The organism is Novosphingobium aromaticivorans DSM 12444 (genome assembly GCF_000013325.1).
GTDB lineage: Bacteria > Pseudomonadota > Alphaproteobacteria > Sphingomonadales > Sphingomonadaceae > Novosphingobium > Novosphingobium aromaticivorans.
This window is the reverse complement of record NC_007794.1, coordinates 1,565,166-1,589,308: the sequence shown is the minus strand read 5'-3', so window position 1 is coordinate 1,589,308 and position 24,143 is coordinate 1,565,166. Positions and strand designations below refer to the sequence as shown.

The 24,143-nt window shown below is 60.5% G+C and carries 19 protein-coding genes; 8 read left to right on the top strand and 11 right to left on the bottom strand.

The genetic code is table 11. The annotated features are described in order from the left end of the window. The first annotated feature begins 10 nt into the window (after positions 1-10). A complete protein-coding gene (locus SARO_RS07710) occupies positions 11-1,327 on the top strand; it encodes an NAD(P)/FAD-dependent oxidoreductase (protein WP_234007419.1) in 1,317 nt (438 codons plus the stop codon). Positions 1,328-1,410: 83 nt separating this feature from the next. On the opposite strand, the gene SARO_RS07705 is transcribed toward SARO_RS07710, so the two are convergent. The 4 genes from SARO_RS07705 to SARO_RS07695 form a co-directional block, all read right to left on the bottom strand. Beyond that, the gene (locus tag SARO_RS07705) at positions 1,411-4,647 is read right to left on the bottom strand and encodes an error-prone DNA polymerase (RefSeq protein WP_011445189.1); all 3,237 of its coding nucleotides are present in this window, start codon (positions 4,645-4,647) and stop codon (positions 1,411-1,413) included. Further along, positions 4,644-6,206: a Y-family DNA polymerase gene (locus tag SARO_RS07700; protein WP_041550861.1), complete on the bottom strand. Its 1,563-nt coding sequence runs from the start codon at positions 6,204-6,206 to the stop codon at positions 4,644-4,646. Before SARO_RS07700 ends, SARO_RS07705 begins: the two co-directional genes overlap by 4 nt. Further along, positions 6,100-6,861, bottom strand: a complete 762-nt coding sequence (locus SARO_RS20635) for an ImuA family protein (protein WP_011445187.1) — start codon at positions 6,859-6,861, stop codon at positions 6,100-6,102. The genes SARO_RS07700 and SARO_RS20635 overlap by 107 nt, the downstream gene beginning before the upstream one ends. 184 nt (positions 6,862-7,045) lie before the next feature. Next, on the bottom strand, positions 7,046-8,395 hold the full coding sequence (locus SARO_RS07695) for a spinster family MFS transporter (protein WP_011445186.1): 1,350 nt from the start codon (positions 8,393-8,395) through the stop codon (positions 7,046-7,048). Between the two features lie 189 nt (positions 8,396-8,584). Here SARO_RS07695 and SARO_RS07690 point away from each other — a divergent pair, with 189 nt between their 5' ends. Beyond that, entirely contained in the window at positions 8,585-9,469 is an 885-nt protein-coding gene (locus SARO_RS07690; RefSeq protein ID WP_011445185.1) for an alpha/beta fold hydrolase, read from the top strand. Positions 9,470-9,658: 189 nt separating this feature from the next. On the opposite strand, the gene SARO_RS07685 is transcribed toward SARO_RS07690, so the two are convergent. After that, the gene (locus SARO_RS07685) at positions 9,659-11,821 is read right to left on the bottom strand and encodes a TonB-dependent receptor (protein WP_011445184.1); all 2,163 of its coding nucleotides are present in this window, start codon (positions 11,819-11,821) and stop codon (positions 9,659-9,661) included. A 65-nt stretch (positions 11,822-11,886) separates the two neighbouring features. On the opposite strand from SARO_RS07685, the gene SARO_RS21000 reads away from it, so the two are divergent. The 6 genes from SARO_RS21000 (at position 11,887) to SARO_RS07655 (ending at position 18,382) form a co-directional block, all read left to right on the top strand. After that, positions 11,887-12,111 carry a hypothetical protein gene (locus tag SARO_RS21000; protein WP_143004906.1) on the top strand — a complete coding sequence of 75 codons (225 nt, stop codon included), beginning with the start codon at positions 11,887-11,889 and terminating at the stop codon, positions 12,109-12,111. Next, positions 12,108-12,872 carry an enoyl-CoA hydratase/isomerase family protein gene (locus SARO_RS07680; RefSeq protein WP_011445183.1) on the top strand — a complete coding sequence of 255 codons (765 nt, stop codon included), beginning with the start codon at positions 12,108-12,110 and terminating at the stop codon, positions 12,870-12,872. Before SARO_RS21000 ends, SARO_RS07680 begins: the two co-directional genes overlap by 4 nt. A gap of 10 nt (positions 12,873-12,882) precedes the next feature. After that, positions 12,883-14,478 carry an acyl-CoA synthetase gene (locus SARO_RS07675; RefSeq protein WP_011445182.1) on the top strand — a complete coding sequence of 532 codons (1,596 nt, stop codon included), beginning with the start codon at positions 12,883-12,885 and terminating at the stop codon, positions 14,476-14,478. A gap of 94 nt (positions 14,479-14,572) precedes the next feature. Then, positions 14,573-16,195 carry a flavin-containing monooxygenase gene (locus tag SARO_RS07670; protein ID WP_011445181.1) on the top strand — a complete coding sequence of 541 codons (1,623 nt, stop codon included), beginning with the start codon at positions 14,573-14,575 and terminating at the stop codon, positions 16,193-16,195. A 581-nt stretch (positions 16,196-16,776) separates the two neighbouring features. Continuing rightward, a protein-coding gene (locus SARO_RS20630; RefSeq protein ID WP_086000187.1) for an IS5 family transposase occupies positions 16,777-17,534 on the top strand; the annotation gives its coding sequence in 2 pieces (ribosomal slippage) (positions 16,777-17,110 and positions 17,110-17,534; 759 coding nt in all). A 74-nt stretch (positions 17,535-17,608) separates the two neighbouring features. After that, positions 17,609-18,382: an IclR family transcriptional regulator gene (locus SARO_RS07655; protein WP_011445180.1), complete on the top strand. Its 774-nt coding sequence runs from the start codon at positions 17,609-17,611 to the stop codon at positions 18,380-18,382. 2 nt (positions 18,383-18,384) lie between these two features. Here the strand turns inward: SARO_RS07655 and SARO_RS21725 are convergent, their stop codons facing one another. Genes SARO_RS21725 through SARO_RS07625 form a run of 6 tightly spaced genes read right to left on the bottom strand, consistent with a single transcriptional unit; the run spans position 18,385 to position 24,137 of the window. Beyond that, the gene (locus SARO_RS21725; RefSeq protein ID WP_011445179.1) at positions 18,385-18,858 is read right to left on the bottom strand and encodes an A24 family peptidase; all 474 of its coding nucleotides are present in this window, start codon (positions 18,856-18,858) and stop codon (positions 18,385-18,387) included. A gap of 20 nt (positions 18,859-18,878) precedes the next feature. Next, positions 18,879-19,538 carry a tetratricopeptide repeat protein gene (locus SARO_RS20995; protein ID WP_011445178.1) on the bottom strand — a complete coding sequence of 220 codons (660 nt, stop codon included), beginning with the start codon at positions 19,536-19,538 and terminating at the stop codon, positions 18,879-18,881. Between the two features lie 4 nt (positions 19,539-19,542). Next, positions 19,543-20,514 carry a type II secretion system F family protein gene (locus SARO_RS07640; protein WP_041550236.1) on the bottom strand — a complete coding sequence of 324 codons (972 nt, stop codon included), beginning with the start codon at positions 20,512-20,514 and terminating at the stop codon, positions 19,543-19,545. Further along, a complete protein-coding gene (locus SARO_RS07635; protein WP_011445176.1) occupies positions 20,514-21,500 on the bottom strand; it encodes a type II secretion system F family protein in 987 nt (328 codons plus the stop codon). The genes SARO_RS07640 and SARO_RS07635 overlap by 1 nt, the downstream gene beginning before the upstream one ends. A 4-nt stretch (positions 21,501-21,504) precedes the next feature. Next, positions 21,505-22,908, bottom strand: coding sequence for a CpaF family protein (locus tag SARO_RS07630; protein WP_011445175.1), 1,404 nt, complete (start codon positions 22,906-22,908; stop codon positions 21,505-21,507). Further along, complete coding sequence (locus tag SARO_RS07625; RefSeq protein WP_143005037.1) at positions 22,905-24,137, bottom strand: AAA family ATPase; 1,233 nt, start codon at positions 24,135-24,137, stop codon at positions 22,905-22,907. The genes SARO_RS07630 and SARO_RS07625 overlap by 4 nt, the downstream gene beginning before the upstream one ends. Between the last annotated feature and the right edge of the window lie 6 nt (positions 24,138-24,143).

Below are 24,143 nucleotides of genomic sequence, written 5' to 3'. Positions count from 1 at the left end.
GAATTTACAAATGCCGTCGAACGCCGACTTCGAACGCGGCGAGGTGCCCGTCACGCTCAGCGGATGGACGATGCCGCAAGGCATCTCGCACCCCTGGCCCGTTCTCGAAGGAGATACCGAGACGAGTGTTGCCGTCATCGGGGCTGGTCTTGCCGGTTCGTCTCTGGCGCTTCATCTGGCCGAAGCGGGTGTTGCGGTGACGGTGATCGAAGCGCGGCAGCCGGGCTGGGGTGCGTCGGGTCGCAATGCGGGCCACGTACTGCCGATCCTGCGCGACCTGAACGTCCTCGAGAAGTACACTGACGGTGGTCGACGGTTCCTTGAGCTGTTCCGGGAACACCTGACCATCCCCTACGACCTGTCGCGCCGCCACGGGATCGACTGCGACGCCGTGCGCAGTGGCTACGTCAACGGCATGCGCAGCGAGCGCGCGTTGGACGCCTTCCGGCGCCAGCATGGCGATCTGGAGCGCGCCGGCATCCAGCGCCTTGTCCCCTTGTCGCCGGAGGAGATGCACCGCCGCCTCGGCACCGGGGCCTACCCCTACGGCGTGTTGTTCGAGGACGGTGGGCGGGTGAACCCCTATCTGTTTACCAACGGCATGATCGCGGCCGCTGCACGTATGGGCACGCGGGTTCATGGAGACAGCGAAGCGCTGTCGATCAACCGGACCGGCTCTCGCTGGTGCGTGCGTACCGCGCATGGAAGCGTGACTGCGGACAGGGTCGTGTTCTGCACCAATGCCTATCCGGGAAAGGCAGTCCCCGCCCTGCAGGACGCATTCTACCCGCTGACCGCCTATGCGATCACCACTCGCCCCCTGCCGCCGGAGGCGCTCGAGCTTGTGCTGCCCGGCGGCGGCACTTTCGCGCAGGTGCCGGTCGACCTGAATCCGATCGTACGCGATCGGCACCACCGCCTGATCCTGTCTTCGATCCCTCGCAGTGGCGGAGCAAAGGATGCGGATTGGCACTTCCGTTCGCAACTTCGCTGGCTGCATCGGACATGGCCTGCCACGCGCGGGATGACGATCGAGATGGAGACATACTGGACCGGGCGAGTGGCGATGCGCGACCGTCAATTTCCGGGCGTTTTCGAACTTCAGGATGGCGTCTACGGCCTCATGTATTTCAACGCCTGGGGCAATGTCATGGCCCCTCTCATGGGCAAGCTTCTGGCCGACGCCCTGGCCAAGGACGATCCAGGTCGCCTGCCCTTCCCGCTCGAAACGCCCGAGCCCGTCTCCATGCCTTGCAAGCAGGAATTGCTCATCCGGCATCTTCTGATCCCGGCCGCTCGCACCGCTCAGCGGCTAGGCATCATCTGACCAGGGGCATCAACTATTTGCCGTCTGACTAGCGCCAGCAATGACGTTGACATGGGAATGGGGATTTCGCTGAATTCGGGGCGTCAGCGAAAATCCCGGGATTTGGGCAGGACCCTTACATCGCGTGGATGCGCATGCAGGCGGGGGTATTGGGGGCGATGGACCTCGTCGCCGCGTGAAACAGCGGGCCTCACCTGCTCCCGATCTGTCAGGCGGTCGAGAAGGTCGGTACGATCCATGATCCGCGCGGCCATAAGGTGGACCACGCCTTCCTTGCTCTTCTGAATTTCGCCTTCGATCAGCATCAAGCGAGCGGCCATGACGGCGCGGCGCTGCTTGTCGAGATCGCGCGCCCAGAGCAGTGCGTTGACCACGCCGGTTTCATCTTCAATCGTGATGAACACCGCATTGCCCTTGCCAGGACGCTGGCGGGTAAGAACAACACCGGCGACGCGGACCTTGCGACCATCCGCAGCGGTATTGGCTTCAGCGCAGGACAGCACGCCTTTGCGGGCCAGCGCATCCCGCAGGAATTGCATGGGGTGACCCTTCAGCGACAGCCGTGTGGTCTGGTAATCGGCCACCACTTCTTCGGGAAGCGGCATCGCGGAAAGGCGGGCATCGGGTTCCTGCCCGAGCTCCGGAGCATTGGCAAAGGCGAACAAGGGTAGTTGCGTGGGGGGCGTGCGGCGGACATCCCACAGCGCATCACGGCGCGAGGATGCCAGAGATCCGAACGCATCGGCATCGGCTAGCTTGCGCAAGGCCTGAGGGGGCATCTCGGCACGGCGGGCAACGTCCTCGATCGAGGTAAACATGCCATCGTGGCGGGCCTGCGCCAACGCTTCGGCCCAAGCCCTGCGGAAACCGTCGATACGGGAAAAGCCAAGCTGCAGCGCAAATGGGCCACCCTTTCCCCCTGCCAGCGTACAATCCCAATGACTGGCGTTCACATCCACCGCCCGGACTTCCACGCCATGTTGTTGCGCATCGCGAACGAGTTGCGCCGGGGCATAGAAGCCCATCGGCTGACTGTTGAGCAGTGCACAGGTGAAAGCGGCCGGGTGGTGGCATTTGAGCCATGACGAGACATAGGCCAGCCACCCGAAAGCCTGCGCGTGGCTTTCGGGAAAGCCATATTCGCCGAACCCCTTGATCTGTTCATAGCAGCGTTCGGCGAATTCACGTTCATAGCCGCGTGCCACCATGCCATCGATCAGCAGGTCTTCGTAGTTGTGGACCGTCCCATGGTGACGGAACGTGGCCATTGCGCGCCTGAGGCCATCGGCCTGTGCGGGGGTGAAACGGGCCGCGACGATGGCCAGCTTCATCGCCTGTTCCTGAAACAGCGGCACACCCAGCGTCTTGCCCAGTACCTTGTGCAACTCATGCGGATCGTGAGGCGGCGCGGGACTGGGAAAGACCGCCGCTTCCTCGCCGTTGCGCCGCCGCAGGTAGGGATGGACCATGCCGCCCTGAATCGGCCCGGGGCGGACAATCGCGACCTGGATGACCAGATCGTAGAGACAGTCGGGCTTCATGCGGGGCAGCATGGCAATCTGCGCGCGGCTCTCGACCTGGAAGGTGCCGATGCTGTCACCCCGCTTGAGCATAGCATACGTCGCCCTGTCGTCGTGCGGGACGGAGGCCAGCGTCAGGTCTGCCACGTCGTGCCTGCGCAGCAGGTCGAAGCTCTTGCGGATGGCGGTGAGCATTCCCAGCGCCAGAATGTCGACCTTCATCAGCCCCAGCGCGTCGATATCGTCCTTGTCCCATTCGATGAACGTGCGGTCAGGCATCGCGGCATTGTGGATCGGTACCAGTTCGTCGAGCCGTGACTCGGTCAGTACGAAGCCGCCGACATGCTGCGAGAGATGGCGGGGAAAGGTCAGCAACTGATCGACCAGCGCCTTCAGCCGTGCGACCACGGGGTTGGCAATATCCAGCCCGGCCTCCGCCACGTAGGCTTCCGGCACATCCTTGCCCCAATTGCCCCAGATGGTAGACGCGAGCCGCGCCGTCACGTCCTCGGTCAGCCCCAGCACCTTGCCCACTTCGCGGATGGCACTGCGTGGACGATAGTGGATCACGGTGGCGGCGATGCCCGCCCGTTCGCGGCCATAGCGAGCATAGATGTACTGCATGATCTCCTCGCGGCGCTCATGCTCGAAGTCCACGTCGATATCGGGCGGCTCGTCGCGCATTTCGGACAGGAAACGCGAGAACAGCAGCTGTTCGCGCACCGGGTCGATCGGGGTGATACCCAGGAAATAGCAGACCAGCGAATTGGCCGCACTGCCTCTGCCCTGGCACAGGATCGGCGGATCGAGGCTGCGAGCGTGGCGCACGATATCGTGCACGGTGAGGAAATAGTAAGCGTAGTTCTTCTTCCGGATCAGGCAAAACTCTTGCCTCAGCACGGCCTGGTAGTTCTCCGGCAAGCCATCGGGGAACAGCGCCTCCCCCCCTTGTTGCACCAGATGTTCCAGCCACGCCTGCGGTTGCCAGCCCTCGGGTACTGGCTCGTGCGGATATTCGTAGCGCAGGTCGTCGAGCGTGAAGGTGATACGCGACAATATCTCGACGCTGGCCGTCACGGCTTCGGGATGACTCCGAAAAAGGCGAGCCATTTCCGCAGGGAGTTTGAGATGGCGTTCCGCATTGGCGAGCAGACGTTGCCCTGCCTCGGCAATGGTCACGCCTTCGCGAATGCACGTCAGAACATCGTGCAGCGGCCGCGCATCGGGATGGTCATAGAGCGCATCGCAGGTGGCCAGAAGGGGCACGCCACACGCCGCGCCCAGAGCCTGTGCCTGGGCCAACCGCCGTGCGTCGGTGCCGCCACGCTGCATCGTAACGGCCAGCCACACCGCGCCGGGACGTGCTTCCCTCAGTTTTTCCAGCACCCGCCGATCGTGACCGGTGGCGATCAGCAAAAGATCGTCGGCATGGTCCAGGAGATCCGACAGGTAGAGCGTGCAATCGCCTTTTTGCGCCCGCCTGTTGCCAAGCGTCAACAGCCGCGTCAGCCGGCGCCAGCCACGAAGCGTGGAGGGATAGGCCACCACATCCGGCGTTCCGTCGGCAAAGACCAGCCTGGCTCCGACCGCCAATCGGAAGCCACTGGCAAGTCCCCCTACTTCGCGCCAGCCCACGTGCGCGCGCACCACTCCGGCAACGGTATTGCGATCGGCCACGCCCAATCCTGCCATGCCAAGCTGGTGTGCCCGCGCGACCATCTGCGCGGGATGCGAAGCCCCACGCAGGAAGCTGTAATTGGTGGCAGAGACCAGTTCGGCAAAGGGCTGGGACCCAGTCATGCGAACAGTCCGTGCAGGTACCAACGAGGATCGGGCTTCTCGTCATAAAGCCCATGGCGGAATATCCAGTAGCGCCGCCCGCGCACGTCCTCGATCCGGTAATAGTCTCGGGTCAGCCCACCCTTGCCGGGAACTTCGCCACCCTTGCGGCGCCACCATTCCGACGCGATCCGCTCTGGCCCTTCATAGAGCCGCACCTCGTGCAGCTTACGTCGCCAGCGAAAACGGTGCGGAGGGCCATCGGGTACCTCGGCGATCACTTCAATCGACTGCGGGGGATCAAACAGGAACAGCGGACGCAGCGGCGGTTCGCCTTCCGGCGGGGCGGGCCAATGGACCGGGGAAGGTGCATGGATCGCAGGCAGGGCAAGCTGGGCCTGTTCGGGAATGTGACTGTCCCGCGGGACCAGCCGACACAGGCTACCCGATCCCAGTCGTGTGCTCAGGCGGTCGATCAGATCTGCCACCTCAGTCGTTTCCTGCCCGCTTCCATCGAGCGTTGGCTGGCTGGCGGCTAGCGGCTCGGTCACGGGAAGGAACAACGTGATACGATCATATCCGAAGCCGGGATCGAGCGGATCGGCCAAACTTCCGATGCGCTCGTCGAACAGGCGCAGAACCGGCGCGGGATCCCGCGTGGGCAAGCCCGTCTCGATCGCCAGGCGATGGCGTGCACCATCGCTGCGAAACAACGTCAACACAAAGCGCCGGCCGCCAAGGCTGCGTTCTTCCAGTGCGCGCCCGGCATCGCGCAACAAGTCGAAAAAGCAGGCGGCAATGCTCGCCTGAAGCGCAACCGGCTCGGCAAAGCGACGCTCGAAGTGCAGCGGTTCAGGTTGTGCCAGCGGATCAATCGGGACATGTTCATCCCCCAGAAGGCGGCGCAACGCGGTTACCGCATCCGCACCAAAGCGCGCCGCGATGCTGGTCGCTGGCCGCGACGCGACATCGCCGATAGTCTTCAATCCTGCGCGACGCAGGGCGACAGTCGCCTCGTCTTCCAGACCCAGCGCAAGCACGGGCAGATCGCGCAATGCCTGCCGCTCATCCGTGATGGCGAAACGCGCATGACGCGCCAAAGCCTGGGCGCCTTGTGCGGTGGAGGCGACGGCCATGCGCACACTCACCCCGATCGCGGCGAAGGTTTCCTCGGCTTGCGCGACAAGGCCCGTCTCTCCGCCAAAAAGGTGTTCGCTGCCTGTAATGTCGACGATGATGCCATCGGGCGGAATGGTGGCAACGCGCGGGGACCAACCAAGGCAATGTTCGGCCAACCATTGTAGCCAGTGCCGGTCGGCGTCCTCGTTCATGTCGGCCACGACAAGGTCGGGATGCAGCGCACGCGCATCCGCGAGCGTCAGGCCCGGGACGATGCCCAGCGCCTGCGCATTCCTGTTGGCCGCGCACAAGCGCAATGCCCCCCTGATCTTGGCGGTCAGCGCCAGAGGAGATTCAGGCGGCCTGTCGGTCGCCCCCTCCTGGATTTGCAGACGGTCGGTGGGCAGGAGGGGAAACCATAGCGCCAGATAACGTCGCTTCACGGAATATACGTCGGTCACGGTCCCACTCCAGCCGCCAGTCGAGGCCACAGGGACCCGAGCGCTGACGCAGCAAGGTCACATCGAAGGTCGGCACTCCCGGCGCGTTGCCGGGCAAGGCATGCGAGGGCGCAGCGGTCACCTGCCAGCGGGTCTGTGCCGCGCTGGGCACGGGCGTTGCGTCATGACGCAGCAGCACCAACGGCACGCTCGATCTTTCGGCGGCCAAGGCAAGGCGGCGGCTAGCGGTCAGGTCGAGTTCGCGCATCGCGCCGAAGCCTTCGACGATCACTGCCCCCAAGGCAGCGCAGCGCAAGGCATCGACGCCAGCACGCAACAAAGCCTTGGTATCGGGTACTAAACCCATCAGCCCAAGCCCCGGCGCACCGCCAAGTTCGGCCCAACCACGGGCCTGCACCACCCCACCTTGGCGGACGCTCCGTTGCACTCGCAGCCACAGTACCGTCTTGCCCGGATGGGTCATGCATGTTGCCACACCCACGGCAAATCCTGCGGCGCTGGCGAGATCATCGCCTTCAGCCGCATAGACTTCGTGGATGCGCCCCCGCGCCAATCCCCCCCCTAACGCGGCATCGAGCGAGGCAATGCCGAACGGGCGTCGGCACGCAGCCAAAGGCGCCGCGCTTTCGCGCATCAGGGCAGGAACGATTCGCATATGTTCCTATTATGTTCCATGACTGGGAAAGATCAAGCGACGGAGCTGTCAGTCTCCCCGCAAAACCTTTCCCAGACAGAACAGCCCTGCAGCACCCGAGCTTCAAGCGCGCCCTGCTCAAGCAGAAAATCCTTCCCGCCGGGCCACGAACGGGAAGCGGAGATGCATGCGGCCACTTTTCAAATTAAGGGAGGGCGGCCCCCAGACGCGCACCTAGAGCCTCGTCGGCATCGATCCGGCGGCTCGCAGCCCAGAAAAATGCGGCCCCGACCGCCAGCGGTAGCACGACTAGCGCCATCGCGACACGCAAGCCCTGCTCCTTGCCGAGCATGGAGCCCAGCAGGTCACTAGCAAGGCCCACGAACAGCGGGCCAAGCGCGAGGCCAATCGCGTTTGTCACGAACAACTGCAGCGCGGCCGCCATCGCGCGCAACCTTGCGGGAACAAGGGTCTGCACAGAAGCAAAGACCGAACCGTAGTTGAGCGCGTGGACGAAGATTGCACAGCTGAGAAACGCGAAGGACAGTGCGACCGTATTGGCAAGCGCCGCAGCCGCAAATAGCGGTGCCGCCAGGATGAGCGAAGTCGCCGGAACTACCGTATAGCCCTTGACCCCGCCCCGCGCGGCCAGATCCGCCAGAAGTCCGCCGACAAAGGTGCCGGCCATACCCACGATTCCGACGATGAATCCCAGGCTCAGCCCCAGGAACACAGTTGGCGACATATCGTGACCCATGGCCATTTCATCGATCCCTGCTCCATGCGTGCGCAGGTAGAGCGAAGCGAAAAACGACGACTGGCCGTAGTAGCCGAAGGCAGCCATTGCGGTGCCAAGCGAGACCAACCAAAAGCTTGGCAATCGACGCAAAGTAGCGAGAGCTTGTGCCAGCGGTATGTGCGCAGGCCCCGTTTCCCGGGCCGCGACCAAATGTTTGCGCGGCTCTTCAAGTGCATACCAGACGATCACCGCCAGGATAATCCCGGGCAGACCGGCAATCACGAAAGCGGATCGCCAACCCAGAGTGGCCAGCAATATACCGCCGAGAACAAGGCCAGCGAGCGAGCCGATCGGCACGCCCAACGAATAAAGGGCGAGTGCTCGGCCGCGTTGCGCGCGTGCGACATAATCCGTGATGAGGCTGTGCGCAGCAGGAGTGCATCCTGCTTCGCCAACGCCGACACCGACGCGTGCGACAAGCAACTCGACAAAATTGCGCGAGAACCCGCACAGCGCAGTGAAGCCGCTCCAGACAGTCAAAGAGACCGCGATCATTCCAACCCGGTTTCCGCGGTCCGCGATCCGTGCGAGCGGTATGCCAAGCAAGGTGTAAAAGATCGCAAAGGCGAGGCCGCTGATAATCCCGATCTGCCAGTCTGCAAGACCAAGATCAGCCTTTATCGCCTCTACGAGGATGGTCACTATCTGCCGATCCAGCATGTTGAACGCATAGACCACCATCAACAGGCAGAGGGCACCATAAGGCATCCGCGAAGGCGGGACTTCAGTGGGAGCAATCATGGTATCGCCGGTCATCAGCCTCTCCGTGACGGGCTTGTTGCCCTTACATGCGAGGCGGCAACCTAGGCGTCCGGCCGTGATTTGCAGGCGGAGGCATCCGAAGCGGAGCAACAATCAAAATGCTGATTTACGGAGCGATTGCCCGGTCCAATTCGTGCCTCAAGATTTACTTCATCATAAGGCAGGCTGAGGAGATTATTCATCATGCCTTTCGCAACCAACCCGCCTGCAAGCATTTTCTATGAACGCATGGCCGAGGGTGATGGCCCGGCGGTAATCATGCTTGCAGGTGCGGGGCGCCCCTCGACCGACTTCGACAACACCTTCTACGCCCCCCTGGTATCGGCAGGCTTCGTACCCATCCGCATAGACCATCGAGACACCGGACGTTCGACGGCGCTGGTCGACCAAAAGCCCGACCTCCATGCAATCAAGGCAGGAGCACTTGGAGCAGGCAGCACTCCGCCTCCCTACAGTATCGCCGATATGGCACACGATGTGCTGGCAGTGATGGATGCGGAAGGAATTGAGGCTGCACATTTCGCCGGGCGGTCGATCGGCGGGCTGGTTGCGCAACAACTGGCAGTACTTCATCCTCAGCGGGTACTTAGCCTGGCGTTGGTCATGGCAATGTGCCGGTCGATGGCCGACGTGGTCACCGATGCTGCGCTCGATCGGCTTATGGCCGAGGGATCACTCGACGAAGAGGCCTACGTCGCCCGGCAATTGGGCGTGGCAAAAGCGAATTGTATGGCTGAAGACTATGACGAGGATCGCGTCGTCGAGGGTGCCCGGATTGCCTGGCGCCGCGGCGTGCATCCAGGAGGCACCGCACGGCACTTTGCCGCCATTATTGCGGCGCCCGATCTGCGAGAGGCGCTTGGCACGCTTCCCGTGCCGACCCTGATCCTTCACGGCAGGCACGACAAAGTCATTCCGCTCGACAAGGCCAAGGAAACTGCAGAAGCGATCCCGGGTGCCACGATCGAAGTTGATGATACGATGGGCCATGATGGGCCACCGCGCCTCCGGAAAAGCTGGGGCGAGAGGATCGCTGCACATCTGCAGGCGATACAGACCGCAGTCTGAGTACCGGAGCTTCGGTAGGCCGTAAATAAGCAGGTCTGCCGGCTAAAACACACCCTTCCCGCTCGAATTTTATTTCCGGAGATCGGGCAGGTCGTTCCGCCACTCGGCGTTCAGGCCAGCATCATGGCACACCAGATCCAGAAAAAGCTGAGCCCGCCAATCGGCGGGCTCAGTTGATTTTGAAGTAGATCAGATCTTGTAGGAAAGCTCGATCCCGTAGGTTCTGCCCTTGTTAAGAGGCGAGAACGTGGAACCAGGGAAGAATGGAAGCGGAGATTCGATCGCGAAGGTCACCTCGTTCAGGAGGTTGTTGCCATAGAATGACACCTTCGCCCGACCATGGGTGATCGACAGGTTTGCATCGACCATGGTTGCCGCAGGCAGCAGGCCGGTATTCTGGTCGTTGAAGAACGAAGCATCGCGATGATTTGCGCCAACGCGCGCTTCCGCATCGAAGCCATCACCCACAGCAGTTGCGTAGGTGATCGATCCGCCATAGCTCCACGGAGAAAGCCTTGGCAGCTTGAGGGCATAGTCCGCCTTGTTGATCGCGCCGTCGGCGTTGAGATCAAATCGAATGTTGTCATACTTGCCCTTGCTGTACCCGAATTGCCCGGAAACAGTCAGGCCGCGCGCCGGTTTGAAAAGCAGTTCGCCTTCAATCCCCCTGATCGAAACGTCGGCGGCATTGGTAATGATCTGGAAGTTGCCAAACGGCGGGAACGGAGCCTGAAACTCACGCTGCGCGCCTTTGATCTTGTTGTAGAAGCCGGCAATGTTGACGCGCGCAATGCGGCCGAATTCCTGCTTCAGACCGACCTCGTATGCATTCTGGCGTTCCTGGTTGAACGGTCCCGGGTTCACGTTGGGATTGAGATTGCGGAAGTTGTACCCGCCGCTGCGAAAGCCCTGCGCAAAGGACGCATACAGCATCGTGTCATCGTTCGGCTTGAACTGCACACCGAGACGTGGGGTAAAGCCTCTCCAGCTGTGCTTGTCGGTGAAGTTGAAGCTGCACCGCAAGGCATCGAGATCACAGCCCGCCACGCCGATCGAGCGCACCCGGACAGCCTTCTCTTCGGCCGAATAGCGCGCGCCTGCGCTGAGCGTCAGCATGTCGCTAACATGCCAGTCGAGGTTGGCGAAAACGCCACCGGTGTGCTGCTTCTGACGTCCACCGCCCGATACGGTCAGCGCGCCGCCCGAAAGAAGGCGCTGCTCGGCGTATTGAAGATCCTGATAGAAGTAAAACAGACCGGTCGTCACATCGACATCACCGAAGGTGCCTGCGTAACGCAGTTCGTTGCTGAACTGCCATTGCTTGATCTTGTTACGGGCATGCAGTGCAGTTGCGGGAGAAGCGTCGATATCGGTACCCGCATCGTTATCGATGGCGCGGACAGCCGCGATGTTGGTGATCTTCCCGTCACCGAAGCCGGTATCGACGTTGAGCTCGCTGACGCCCTGGTCCCAGTCTGCCTTGATGAAGCCGACATAGTTCTGGTTCACGCCGAAGCTGTCGCGCGGGTAAAGCCCGTGATTGGAGGAGACCGCGCCGTCACCTCGCATCCGGCCATGCTCGTAGCGCAGAACGAGGTCCACGCCATCGTTAGGCTGGTAGCGCAACGCGGGCCGAACGATCAGCGTTTCGCTGCCGCCGATCTTCTTGCCGTCGAAGTCGTTTTTGAACCAGCCATTGTCATCGTTATAGTAGACGGCGATCTTTCCGCTCAGGACGTCGCCAGCAAGCGGCCCGGATACCGAGATGCTGGCCCGCTTTTCAAGCCCTGTCGCAAGGCTGGCCCTGGCGTCCATACGAAACCGGTTCGAAGGGGTGGTTGTGCGCAACAGAACCGCGCCGCCAGTGACGTTGCGGCCGAACAGCAGCCCCTGCGGCCCGCGCAGGATTTCCACCCCCTCGAGATCAAAGGTATCAAAGAGAACGCCAGCGCTCACGCCAAGGTAAACGCCATCGACGAAAACGCCTACCGTCGGGTCGATTGAAGGGATCGAACTGTTGATGCCGAGGCCGCGGATCGTGAAGTTTGCGTAGCCTGGGGTCGTCCCCGGGCTCTCGAACGACGCGTTCGGCACCGCGTAGCTGACACTGGCGATCGATCGGGCGTGGATGCTGTCCAGCTCGTTGACCCCGAATGCGGTAATTGCGATCGGAACGTTCTGAACGTTCTGTGCCGCCCCCCGCTTCGTCGCGGTAACAACGATGTCGGTCAATCCATCATCGTTCTGCACCGCGCCCTGGCCCACAGTCTCTTGCGCCATAGCGGGTGCAGCAACAGTGACTGCTGCAAGGCTGGCGGTCGCCAAAAGAATCTTACAGTAACTGCTCATCATCCTCTCCTCCCCTTGTAAGTCGCGCATGCGCCGTCCGCCAATGCGAACGGTCCAGAAGAGCTGCGGTGGCTGAAAGTGAGCCAACGCCTGCCTGGCTGGCGACGGCTTCCCGTCTTATTTTCAACCGCGCCAAGCAATGTCGGCGCGCGCCAGACATGGAAAATCAACCGGCTGATTTTGATTTCGAAGGCGTCAATCCAGAGTGCGATTTACCGACGTGGCAGGCGCTTCCACTTCTAAACAACACACATCTTTTGCCATCTGCCTCCAAGAATTGGAGAGGCACATGAACAGCATTCTAACCGACGTTAAAGACAACGTGGCCGTCGTTACAATGGCCAACCCACCTGTCAACGCCATTGCCATGGAAATGCTGCAAGAACTGACTGAAGTCTTTGACAGCTTCAACGATCAGGAAGACGTGCGCGTCGCGGTCCTGACTGGCGCAGGAAAATGCTTCAGCGCTGGAGCCGACCTCAAAGGGCGACCTGACCTTTCGGTGCCTGGAGCCCGCTGGAGCCGCAATCGTATTGTGCGCGAAGTCGCCTACGCGATTGCCGATTGTGCGAAGCCCGTCATCGCCGCTGTGAACGGCCCAGCACTCGGAGCCGGATTCGGCCTGGTGGCGAGCTGCGATATCATCGTCGCGTCTGAAAATGCCGTGTTCGGCCTCCCGGAAATCGACGTAGGACTAATGGGTGGAGGCAAGCACTCGTCACGTATCGTGCCTCATTCATTGACGCGCCGCATGATGCTGACTGGCTATCGGGTGCCTGCATCCGAAATGTATCGCCGAGGCATCATCGAGGCATGTCTGCCTGCCGACGAGCTGCTGCCCTATTGCATGGACATGGCTGCAGTGATCGCATCCAAGAGCCCGCTCGCGACGCGCTATGCCAAGGACAGCATGCGCACCATCGAGAACATGACGCTGCGCGACGGCTACATTTACGAGCAGGGAAATACCGCCAAGCTGGCGTCGTCGCACGATGCCGGGGAAGCCGTCGCCGCTTTCGTCGAAAAGCGGCCGCCCGTGTTTCTCGGTCGCTGAGGGTAAGTCCATGGACTGGAACTTTGGAGACCTACTGGATGCGACCGCCGCAAATGTGCCCGGCGATCGCCCCGCCATCATCCGCGGAGACCGGGTCGTCGAATGGGGGGATTTCGACGCGCGGACGAACCGGCTGGCGCGCGCCATGCTGGCAGCCGGCCTGCCTACCGGCGCCCGCGTCGCCATTCTCGCACGCAACATTCCGGAATTCATCGAGATTGCCGCTGCTGCGTTCAAGGCGCGACTGGCGCACGTCAACCTCAATTACCGCTACACAACATCCGAAATCGAATACGTCCTGCGCGACTGTCAGGCCGCAGCAATCTTTTACCAGGACGAATTCGCACCGGTTGTGGCCCCGCTGATCAATGGGTCCATCGATCACCTTAGCTATGCAGTACAGATCGGCGATGGCGGTGCCTATGACGACATCGTGACCATCGGCGACCCCGAGCCTCTCGGGATCGAGCGCTCCCCTGACGACGGCTATCTGCTCTATACGGGTGGCACGACCGGACGGCCGAAGGGGGTGATGTGGCGCGCTGCAGACGCGCGGCAGACGCAATTGGAATCTCCGGTCGCAGTGACTTCCCCTGCCAGCATGGATGACCATGTGGCGCAGGTCTTGGCGGGCCGCGCTGGGCGCGTCATGCCTGCCTGCCCGCTCATGCACGGGGCCGGGCTGACCAGTTCCCTGGCAGAACTGCTCATTGGCGGGACCGTAGTGCTTCTGCCATCGAACAGATTCAGTGCGCTGGAGTTGTGGGAGGAGGCCTCGCGCAATCGCGTCACGCGCATCCTGATCGTCGGAGACGCATTTGCACGCCCCATGGCCGATACGCTGGCTGCCAATCGGGAACGTTGGAACCTGGATTCGCTGCGCCTGATCTCGTCGGGCGGCCTTATGTGGTCGCAGCAGGTCAAGGAAGCGCTGCTCGAGGCCCTGCCCGGCATCACATTGCTGGACACGTTGGGCGCCTCCGAGGCTTCGGGCTTCGGTTATGCAATCACGACAAAGGATCGCGCCACGCCCACCGGGCTGTTCGAACCCGCACCGCATACGGTGCTTATCGACCCTGACAGGGATCGAGTGCTCGGAAGCGATGAAGCAGGCAAGGGTTGGCTGGCCCGACGTCCGCCCTTCGCCAGCGGATATCATGGCGATCCTGTGAAAACCGCCAGCGTGTATCGCATCATCGACGGCGAGCGCCTGGCCGTTCCCGGCGACATGGCAGAACGCTTGCCCGATGGGCGACTTCGCCTCCTCGGTCGCGACAGCATGTGCGTCAACACGGGAGGCGAGAAGGTTTTCGTTGAAGAGGTCGAAGAGGCGCTGAAGCGCGTAAACGGCGTCGCCGATGCCATGGTGTTCGGCCTGCCCGACCCAAAATGGGGAAGCGTGGTGACAGCGCTGATCGAGGCCGGCCCCTCTCCCGATGACGAGGTCATCCGCACCGCCCTGTCGCACGATCTTGCCGCTTACAAGCAGCCGCGCACGATCATTCGTGTCGCAGTGCTGCCGCGACACGCGAATGGCAAGAGCGACTACCGCACCGGCATGGAGATCGCACAACGACAGATCGCCACCGGGCCGTCTGCCGACTGAGTCGCACCCCGCAACCTTACCCGCGCGTCGCTGCACTAGCCGGACGCTTTCCAGCGCCACGGGATCAGTTCCCGAACTACCCCAAGGATGTTCTATGCAACAGGTAAATAGCTCGCACGCGAAGGCACCTCGCCGCCTCGACACGCTGATCATCGGTGCTGGTTTCGGCGGCATGTATGCCTTGCACCGTACGCGCAACATGGGGCTTGATACTCACCTGATCGAAGCGGGCGACGATGTCGGCGGTACCTGGTACTGGAACCGCTACCCGGGCGCGCGCTGCGACGTGATGTGCATCGACTACAGCTACTCTTTCTCGGACGATATCCAGCAAGAGTGGGCATGGAGCGAGCAATTCGCCGCGCAGCCCGAAATCCTCGCGTATGCGCGCTTCGTCGCCGACAAACTGGACCTGAAGCGCGACATAAGCTTCAACACGCGCGCCACCTCGGTGCGCTATGATGACGAGAGGACATTGTGGCGGGTCCAAACCGATTGCGGCGATGTGTTCGAAGCCAAATATTGCCTTATGGCCACCGGGCCACTTTCCGTTCCGAAGCAGCTTGATCTTCCAGGCACAAGCACCTTCAAGGGCGCGATCTACCTGTCGGGAAAGTGGCCTCACCACGATGTCGATCTGAAGGGCAAGCGAGTTGCGGTAATCGGTACGGGATCATCGGGTATCCAGATCGTCCCCGTCGTTGCCGAACAGGCGGAGCATCTGTACGTTTATCAGCGGACGCCGAGCTTTACATTGCCGATGCGCAATCGAAAGCTTGAGGAAGACTATGTTGCCCATATCAAGGCCCATTATCCGGGGCTTCGCAAGGCGGCCCGGCACTCGATGACCGGAGGGATTCGGCCGATTACCCATCGTCCGCTTTTCAGCGTCACACCCGCAGAACGGGAAAAGCTGATGGAAGAAGCCTGGCAACGCGGCGGCTCCCACTTTCTCGGCCTCTTTTCAGACTTGCTCACGAACAGCGAAGCCAACGAAGTCGTTGCAGAGTTCGTGCGTGGGAAGATTGCAGAGGTCGTCAATGACCCTGACACGGCGCGCCGCCTTACCCCCCGCGGGTACCCGATTTTCGCTCGGCGCCCTTGCCTGGATACCGGGTACTACGAGACCTATAACCGGGAAAACGTCACGCTGAAGGATTGCCTGGAGCATCCGATCATCGAGATTACCGAAAACGGAATCCGCACCGCCGATGGTGTGGTGGAGGTGGACGTCATCATCGCCGCCATCGGCTACGACGCACTTACCGGCGCGATGCTGTCAATCGACATTGAAGGCAAGGAAGGTCGTAGCCTGAAAGACAAGTGGGCTGACGGCGGGCGCTCGCATGTTGGCCTCATGATCGAAGGCTTCCCCAACCTCTTCCTGATCTCTGGCCCCAACGGTCCATCTGCGTTGGCCAATTTCATCCTGCTCGCCGAACAAAATGTCGACTGGATATGCGACTGCATTCGACACCTGGACGCCAACGGACTGCGATCGATCGAAGCAGATGCCGGTGCCGAAAACTGGTGGATGAACAAGGTAACGACGCTGGGATCCATGACCCTCTATCCAACCGCCAATACTTGGTACACGGGTGCAAATGTGCCGGGCAAGCCGCGCACTTTTCCGGTCTATGTCGGCGGTTTGGGGCGTTATCGTGAAATTTGCGACGATGCGGCAGCCCAGGGGTATAGCGGCTTTACGTTGAAGTGAAAAATCATCTCTCCGTCCAAAGGGAGATGCCCCACTTCGATATCCATCCCTTCTGACAATCTAGAATATTTATAATTCAATATAATTAACGAATAAATAATCTAGCACGGACACTTCTATATTCATAAAATCCCTCCGATGCCTCGATTGGAGTGTCCGTGCTCAGATACTAATACCATGCAAGAACAATTATTTGGATTTGTGAACCGGCGCCGAAATCAAAGTAACTTAATCTGAGGGCCCCAGTCGGGGAACCCCCTCCCTGCCGGCTTGAGTGCCGACGACGTTCACTGGCATCACCCATAGCGAAATCCCGTCCCGCCGCCATGCCTCCGGCAACGTGCGAGCCAAGAAAGCATGCGCTCGGGTTCGTGGACGGCGAAACATCCATTCCCGCTAGAAAAAATGGTCAAGTATCTCCTATGTGATACAAGACCCATTCATGCGTTGGCAGATGCCACGCCTCGACAGCAGCGGTAAGCTGAGGCAGCACAACCATGCCGCGTCGCTTGGCGGCCTAGGCTCAGGACCCATTGATTGGCTGAGGGGGATGTGATTCAGGCTCCGCGAGGAGACTGAGCATGAGCGACCTGTACTGGCTGACGGACGAGCAGATGGCGCGGCTTGCGCCGTATTTCCCCAAGAGCCACGGCAAGCCGCGGGTTGACGACCGGCGGGTTCTGAGTGGGATCATCTTCGTCAACCGGAACGGCCTGCGCTGGCGGGATGCGCCAAGGGAGTATGGGCCGCACAAGACATTGTATAACCGCTGGAAACGGTGGGGCGCGATGGGCGTGTTTGGCCGGATGATGGAAGGTCTGTCCGCCCAGAGGGCCGAGCCGCAGACCGTCATGATCGATGCGACCTATCTCAAGGCCCACCGCACGGCGTCTAGCCTTGGGGTAAAAAAGGGGATCTCGGGCGTCTGATCGGACGGACCAAGGGCGGCATGAACACCAAGCTTCACGCGATAACCGATGCCAACGGCCGCCCCCTGAGCTTCTTCATCACGGCCGGCCAAGTCAGCGATTACACCGGCGCAGCGGCCCTGCTCGACGACCTGCCCAAGGCACAGTGGATGCTTGCCGATCGGGGCTATGATGCCGAGTGGTTCAGGGACGCGCTTGAGCAAAAGGGCATCAAGCCCTGCATTCCGGGCCGGAAATCCCGCTCCATCCCCGTCAAATACGACAAGCGCCGATACAAGCGGCGCAACCGCATCGAGATCATGTTCGGCCGTCTCAAGGACTGGCGACGCGTGGCAACGCGATACGACCGCTGTCCAACCGTCTTCTTCTCCGCCCTCGCACTCGCCGCCACCGTGCTCTTCTGGCTGTGATCAGTGAGTCCTGAGCCTAGGGCGCGTACCGCCCAGCTGGTGCAATAACAAGCATCGGATTCTGTGAGGGAGCCATGGGAAAGAAGGGCGTAAAATCGGCAATGCGGACCTTCGAAGTCCTTGAGCTTTTCGAAGAAAAGCGCAAGCCATTGCGCTTACATGAAATTTACAGCTCTCTGGAATACCCGCAATCCAGCACAACAAACTTGTTAAAGAGCATGGTGTCCATGGGATACCTAAACTACAATCGTCGCAATAGAACCTACCTTCCCTCGACCCGCATCAACATGCTTGGGAATTGGCTCCATGGATATTTTCAGTCTTCCGGCGGATACCGAAGCCTTGCAGAGGAGCTTCAACGGAGAATTGACGAGACTGTTGGGATAGTATGCCAGAATGATCTCTACATACAATACATCATCATGCTAACACCCGCCCATGAGCATAAACTCCCGCCCAACGCCGGCACGATGCGACTGATGACGGATTCCAGTACCGGGCTCGCGCTCATGGCCCGGATGAAGGATCGCGCGATAGAAAAAATTTGGCGTTTTACAAACTACTACAAGCTGAGTGAAAATAACTCATACTCCCTGCCCGAACTTATGCGAGAAGTAAACTGGGTGAGGAAAGTAGGATATGCCTACATCGCCAAACGCGCAACGCCTGTAACATCGTCCATTGCGATGACTCTGGACGAGGATTTGTTTGGAATACCAATGGCCATTGGCGTCGGCGGCATGGCTGATAGAATCGCAAAAAATCAACACGACATCGTTGAGACCATGCGTGATCTAATCGAACGTTTTTCGAAAGAGCAGGTGAACTACAACCTTGAAAACAAATAACTTCAAAGACAGTTATACCCCGCTAGGGCGACCAGGCCTCCTGTCCCGATTGCAACTCCGTATGGCAGGCTGGCGCCATCCTTCCGCGATATCGGCAACCCGCGGAAACGGCGGATGGCGAAGAAAAGGATAAGCAACAAGACGCCTGACAAGGTCACGGTCACCAAAAGAAGCGCAGCAAGGCGGAGCGGAAACCAACAGGCCACCGCCGCGTAGAACTTTGCATCCCCTCCTCCGATCCATCGAAGTGCAAAGAGCGCCATGCCGACGATTAGGCTTGCAGCACCATGCGCAGGGAACGCCCAGATCGGATCCCCGTATTCAAGGAGAAAAAGTGACGCTCCAAGGCCCGTCACCGCAGTCGCGAGACACAGCCAATTGGGCAGCCGCCTGTTACGGACGTCACTTATCGTCCCAGCGACGGCAAATCCAAGGAGCAACAAGAACGCAATCGCCTGCTGGTGGGATTCAATCATAACCTGGCCGGTCTTTCAGATCAGTCGTGCAAGCCGTCCTTGGTCTCGCGACGCTTGCGTACAGAACCGACATCCGCGCTGCGAACCGGCTTGGCGCTCTCGAAATTGACGGTACGGATAACGAATTGGCCCGGCGAGACTTTGACCAGCTTGCCAGCCTGCCCAGCCACGTCTGGTTCTGCGGCTGGCCCGGGAGAGACATACAATTCAACCTGGTCCCTCGCCCGGGCCATTTCCGTCTGCGCAAGCAGTTTCGACAGGTTCCAGCGATAGCGCTCCTCATCTGGGTCGCGTGCAATAGCCAAGCGGAAATTGTTGGCCGCCAGATCAGCGCGACCAAGGTGGGCATAAGCAACGCCAAGTCCGTTAAGCACCGGCGCCAGGGGTTCCCCCGCGCCGCGAGCCAGCCTGAATGTCTCTATTGCCAGTCCAAAATTGCCTGCGGCGAGTTGGTCACGCGCAATGTTGGTGAGAACCGACGGCGCAGGCACCGGCAACTGCTGCTCAGTGCTGCTACGAGCTCTCAACGCCAAGGTGTCGGCCTTGACTGCATCTTGCACAACCAGATGCTCCTTGGGCTTGCTGTGTGGTGCAAAGCCGATCTGCCTGAAAACAGTGCAACCCGCGAGTTGCGGGACCAGTGACACCAAAACGCATCCGACAAGAACAGTTCGTTTCATGGGACTATCCTAACATCACAGGGAGGAGTTTCCGGACAACGCGAATGGCGGCAGGTATCATCAGCACGCCGATCATGGTGGGAAGCATGCAGGTTACGAGCGGAAGGGAAATCAGGACGGGAAGGCGATGCGCCTTCTCCTCAGCCCGCATTCGGCGTTTTTCGCGCATTTCGGACGCAAAGACCCGCAAAGTGGTACCAATGCTGGTGCCAAGCTTCTCGGACTGGATAAGCAAGGTCGCAAACGACCTGATCTCGTCGACGCCAGCAAGCGTTGCCATGCGGTGCAACGCTTCCTCGCGAGTGGCGCCGGCCCTCAAGTGGAGATTGGTTCGCACTAGAAGGTGGGCGACCTGCGGCTCTGCACGTGCGATTTCCCGGCTGACACGATCGAATGCCGCTTCCATGCCGAGACCAGCCTCGACGCATACCAGGATGAGATCCAGGCAATTCGGGAAACCGTTGGTTATCGCCTCCATCCTTCGATCTGCCTTGATCCGCACAAACCAAGCAGGGGCGATGAGGCCGAGCAGCCCGCTGACAGATCCGACCATGTAGAGCTTGAAGATGGTGAGTTCGGATCCCGTCAGCATCAAGTAGCTAATGGCACACGCAGGCAGGAGAAAAACGAGGATGAGCCGGGAGAGCGTATAGATGGTCGGCGCTTCGGTGGCTTCGAAGCCGGCCGCAATCAGCTTTGTGCGCAGCGCGTCCGGATTGCTGTCGGCGAGGCTGAGACCTGTGCGCTCGATTACATTGACGATGCTCCAGAACGGTCCGGACCGGCTCTGTGCAAGGCTCGTTTCCGCGCCGTTCGAGGCGCCGCTGTCAACCGACACAGTGCGCAGATGCGCGCGCACCTGGGCACGTCGGGTAAAATAACTGATGGCAGAGAAGGCCGCGATGACTGTCGCCGCAAAAAACAGCGCCAGAATGAGCGATCTAAGCAGCGCGTTCTGGAGGATAAAATCCATCATCACACCTTCAGGTCAACCATGCTGCGAAGCCACAGCACGCCGATGAGATAGAGACCGATCATGCCGGCGAAACTTGTCGCGAACAGCGGGTCGCCCGACACCTCAAGGTAGAAGCTCGGGTTTATCATGAAGAGGACAAGCATCGTCAGTGCGGGCAGGACCGAAAGCATCCAGGCGCTTGCCCGCCCTTCGGAGCTCAACGCGCGCACCTTCTGGTAAAGGCTCGCGCGGTCGCGAATGACCGACGCAAGGTTTCCAAGGATCTCAGCCAGATTGCCGCCCGTTTCGCTCTGCACTGACAGGCAGACTGCGAACATGTGCAGATCTTCCAGTTCCCAGCGTTCCGCAAGTGCTACCAGGGAGTCATTGAGGTTCGCGCCATAGGCGATCTCGTCCGCGACGAGGCCGAACTCTGTGCCGATTGGATCCGCCATCTCAGTGGACAGGAGGCTGATCGCCGAAGCTACAGGATGCCCTGCTCGCAAGGCGCGCGTGAAGATGTCCACGGCGGGAGCGAACTGCTGCTCCATCCGCTTCCTTCGCTTTTCCGCGCTACGGTTCAAAACGACGTAGGGAATGCCGGCCCCGAAACCAAGGCCGACGACACAAATCAGCAGAATCGTACCCAAGGTTATCGTGGTGCCGAGACTGAACGCCAGAAGGCTCAGCAGTATTATGGCCACCGCAGTCGCGATGGCCATTCCCGCCAATATCCTGTCCGGCGTTATGCTCATGCCGGTTCTGGCAAGCATCCTGCGAAGCCGGACGACAATCCCGCGGCGCCTGAAAGACCCTGCGTGATTGACCTTGAGAAGATTTGTGACCGCTTCCCGATCCATCCCCGACGCGAGCAGCTTCAGCCGCTTGTTGACCGCGTTGCGATTGCGCTGCCGCGTGAGCGTTGCATTGGCGGCCTGCTGCACGACGATCACGACGAATACGAAGATAGCCAACAGGGCAAAGAACCTGAGAAGTTCGAGGGTCATGCGATCACCCCATCGTCGGCTTGAATAGATCGGCGGCGAGGTGGATGCCACTCGCCTCGAGGCGTGCAGCGAACCGGGGGCGGATGCCGGTCGCTTCGAAATGGCCAATGACGTTGCCGAGCTCGTCGCGCCCACGCTGGTTGAAGCGGAAAATCTCCTGCATGGTGATCGTTTCCCCCTCCATCCCGGTCAATTCGGAAATGCTGAGAGTCTTGCGTCGACCGTCGGAAAGACGGCCGATCTGGATCACGACGTTGACGGCCGAGCCGATCTGGGCCCGGACCGAACGAGGCGCAATATCGATGCCGCTCATGCCAACCATCTGTTCAATACGCGTCAGCGCATCGCGCGGAGTGTTTGCATGTACCGTCGTCATCGAGCCGTCATGCCCCGTGTTCATCGCCTGAAGCATATCGAAGGCTTCGCCCGCACGGCATTCCCCCAGGATGATCCGGTCAGGCCGCATGCGCAGGGCATTCTTGACCAGATCGCGTTGGCTGACCTCACCGCGCCCCTCGATGTTGGGGGGGCGCGTCTCCAAACGCGCAACGTGCTCCTGCTGGAGTTGAAGTTCGGCCGAGTCCTCGATCGTGACGATACGTTCGGTGCCATCGATGTACGAAGACAAGGCATTGAGCATCGTCGTCTTGCCCGAGCCGGTGCCGCCAGAGATGATGATGTTGAGACGACCTTCAACCACGGCCTTGAGCAGAATCGCCATTGGTTCTGACAAGCTGCCAATCTCGATCATTCGGGCCATGCTGATCGGCTTCTTGGAGAACTTGCGGATCGACAACAGTGATCCGTCGATAGCAAGCGGCGCAACGATCGCATTTACGCGGGAACCGTCCGCCAGTCTCGCATCGACAAATGGCGAGGATTCGTCGACGCGGCGACCTACGGCACTGACAATCTTCTGGATTATGCGCAGGAGGTGCCGCTCATCCTGGAACCGCGTCGATACTCGCTGCAGTTTGCCGCCGCGTTCGACGAAAACTGTCTCGTAACCGTTGACGAGAATGTCCGATATGCTGTCATCCTTGATGAGTGGCTCAAGCGGACCGAGGCCGACCAGTTCATCGACGATGTCTTCAACGAGATCTTCGCGCTCGACACGATTGAGCGCGATATTCCGTTCGGTCAGGATGCCGCCGATGATGTCAGAGAGTTCACGAACCAGGTCGGTTCGCGAAAGCTTTTCGATGGCCGCCAGATTGACGCGGTCGAGAAGCTCTCGATGGATGTCGACCTTGATGCCAAGCAGAACGTCATTTGCGGCGGGAGCGGCACCGACCTGAGCCTCGTCCGTCCTGTCTGGGGTCAACATCGTATCGCCGGGCAAAGGCAGGGCCGGTACCGCGATGGGCGATCTTGGCTTTACGTTCCTGCGGCGGATTTCCCAGTTCATAGCAACTGTCCGGAATGCAACTGAACGTGTATCGACTGCGCAAGCTTCATCAGCGCTGTGCTGAAAGAGGTCTTCTTCTGGATGCTGTGGATCAGTACGCCCTGCTCCTGCGCACGAACCATCTGATCGCCTTCATCCGAGAGCGAGGCGGCGAAACTGCGGCCGATCGCCGCCTCAGCCTCGCTCGTACCAACAAGGCGGAAAAGTTTCCGCTCGACGCGATTGGCCACGATTGCCACCTTTTCGTCCGGAATTTCCAATGTCCGAAACAGGTCGAGTGTTCGTTTCGTCTGCCGCAGTCCGGAAAGTGCAACGGGCGTCACCAGCAATAGAATGTCGGAAAGAACGGCCAACGATGCAGCCCAGTTGCTCCATGCGGATGGAAAGTCGAGGACAACTACTCCGTAATTCCGGCGCAGCTGGTCCAGGACGAAGAGCATGTCATCGACGTTCACGGACTCGATTGAGTTGATGGTAGCTGGCGCAGACAGCACCCCGACACCGCCAGAGGTAGGCGGCGCCATGGAATAGAGGAACTCGCGGTCAATCCTGTCATGCGCGAGCATGAGATCGGTGATCGACCCACTGCGACTGCTGTCAAGATATGCGCCGACTTCGCCGAACTGGAGATCGAGGTCCGCAACGATAGCCGGACCATTCGTCCAGCTAAATTGATTGAGGGCATGGGCAAGGTGCGTGGCGACCGTCGTAGCCCCGCATCCTCCGCAACTGCGTACCACGCCAATCACGGGCGCGAGCGTCACCGGAACGATCGCCTGCGCATGCCGCGCCATGGCATCGAGCGTTGCGCTGACAAGTTCATCGGCTCGAAACGGCAAGGCAATCACGTCAGTGACCCCTTCGCGCACGAGAGTGCGCGTCAGGGTAAGATCAGGGTTTTCGACGGCGGCAATGAGCGCAGTTGCGGGCATCGCCTTGCGCATCCGGATCAGGCGATCGACCGAAGCCCTATCGGCCGGATCGACCTCGAGGACAAAAACCGACGCCTTTGCGACAGAAGTCTGATCAACCCCGTCCGCGGAGCCGAGCGGGAAAGGAACAACCAGGATTCGAGCAAGAGCATCTACTTGCCGTTCGAGCAAGGCGAGTTGCTTCGCCGAAGCACACACTGCGACAACTGGACCATTTCCGCCAAAGGGCGAGGTCGTGGCCGAAGCGCCAGGGCCGCTCATGTTGTCTTTTCCTGCATATCCCATGTAATCGTCCAATCCGCA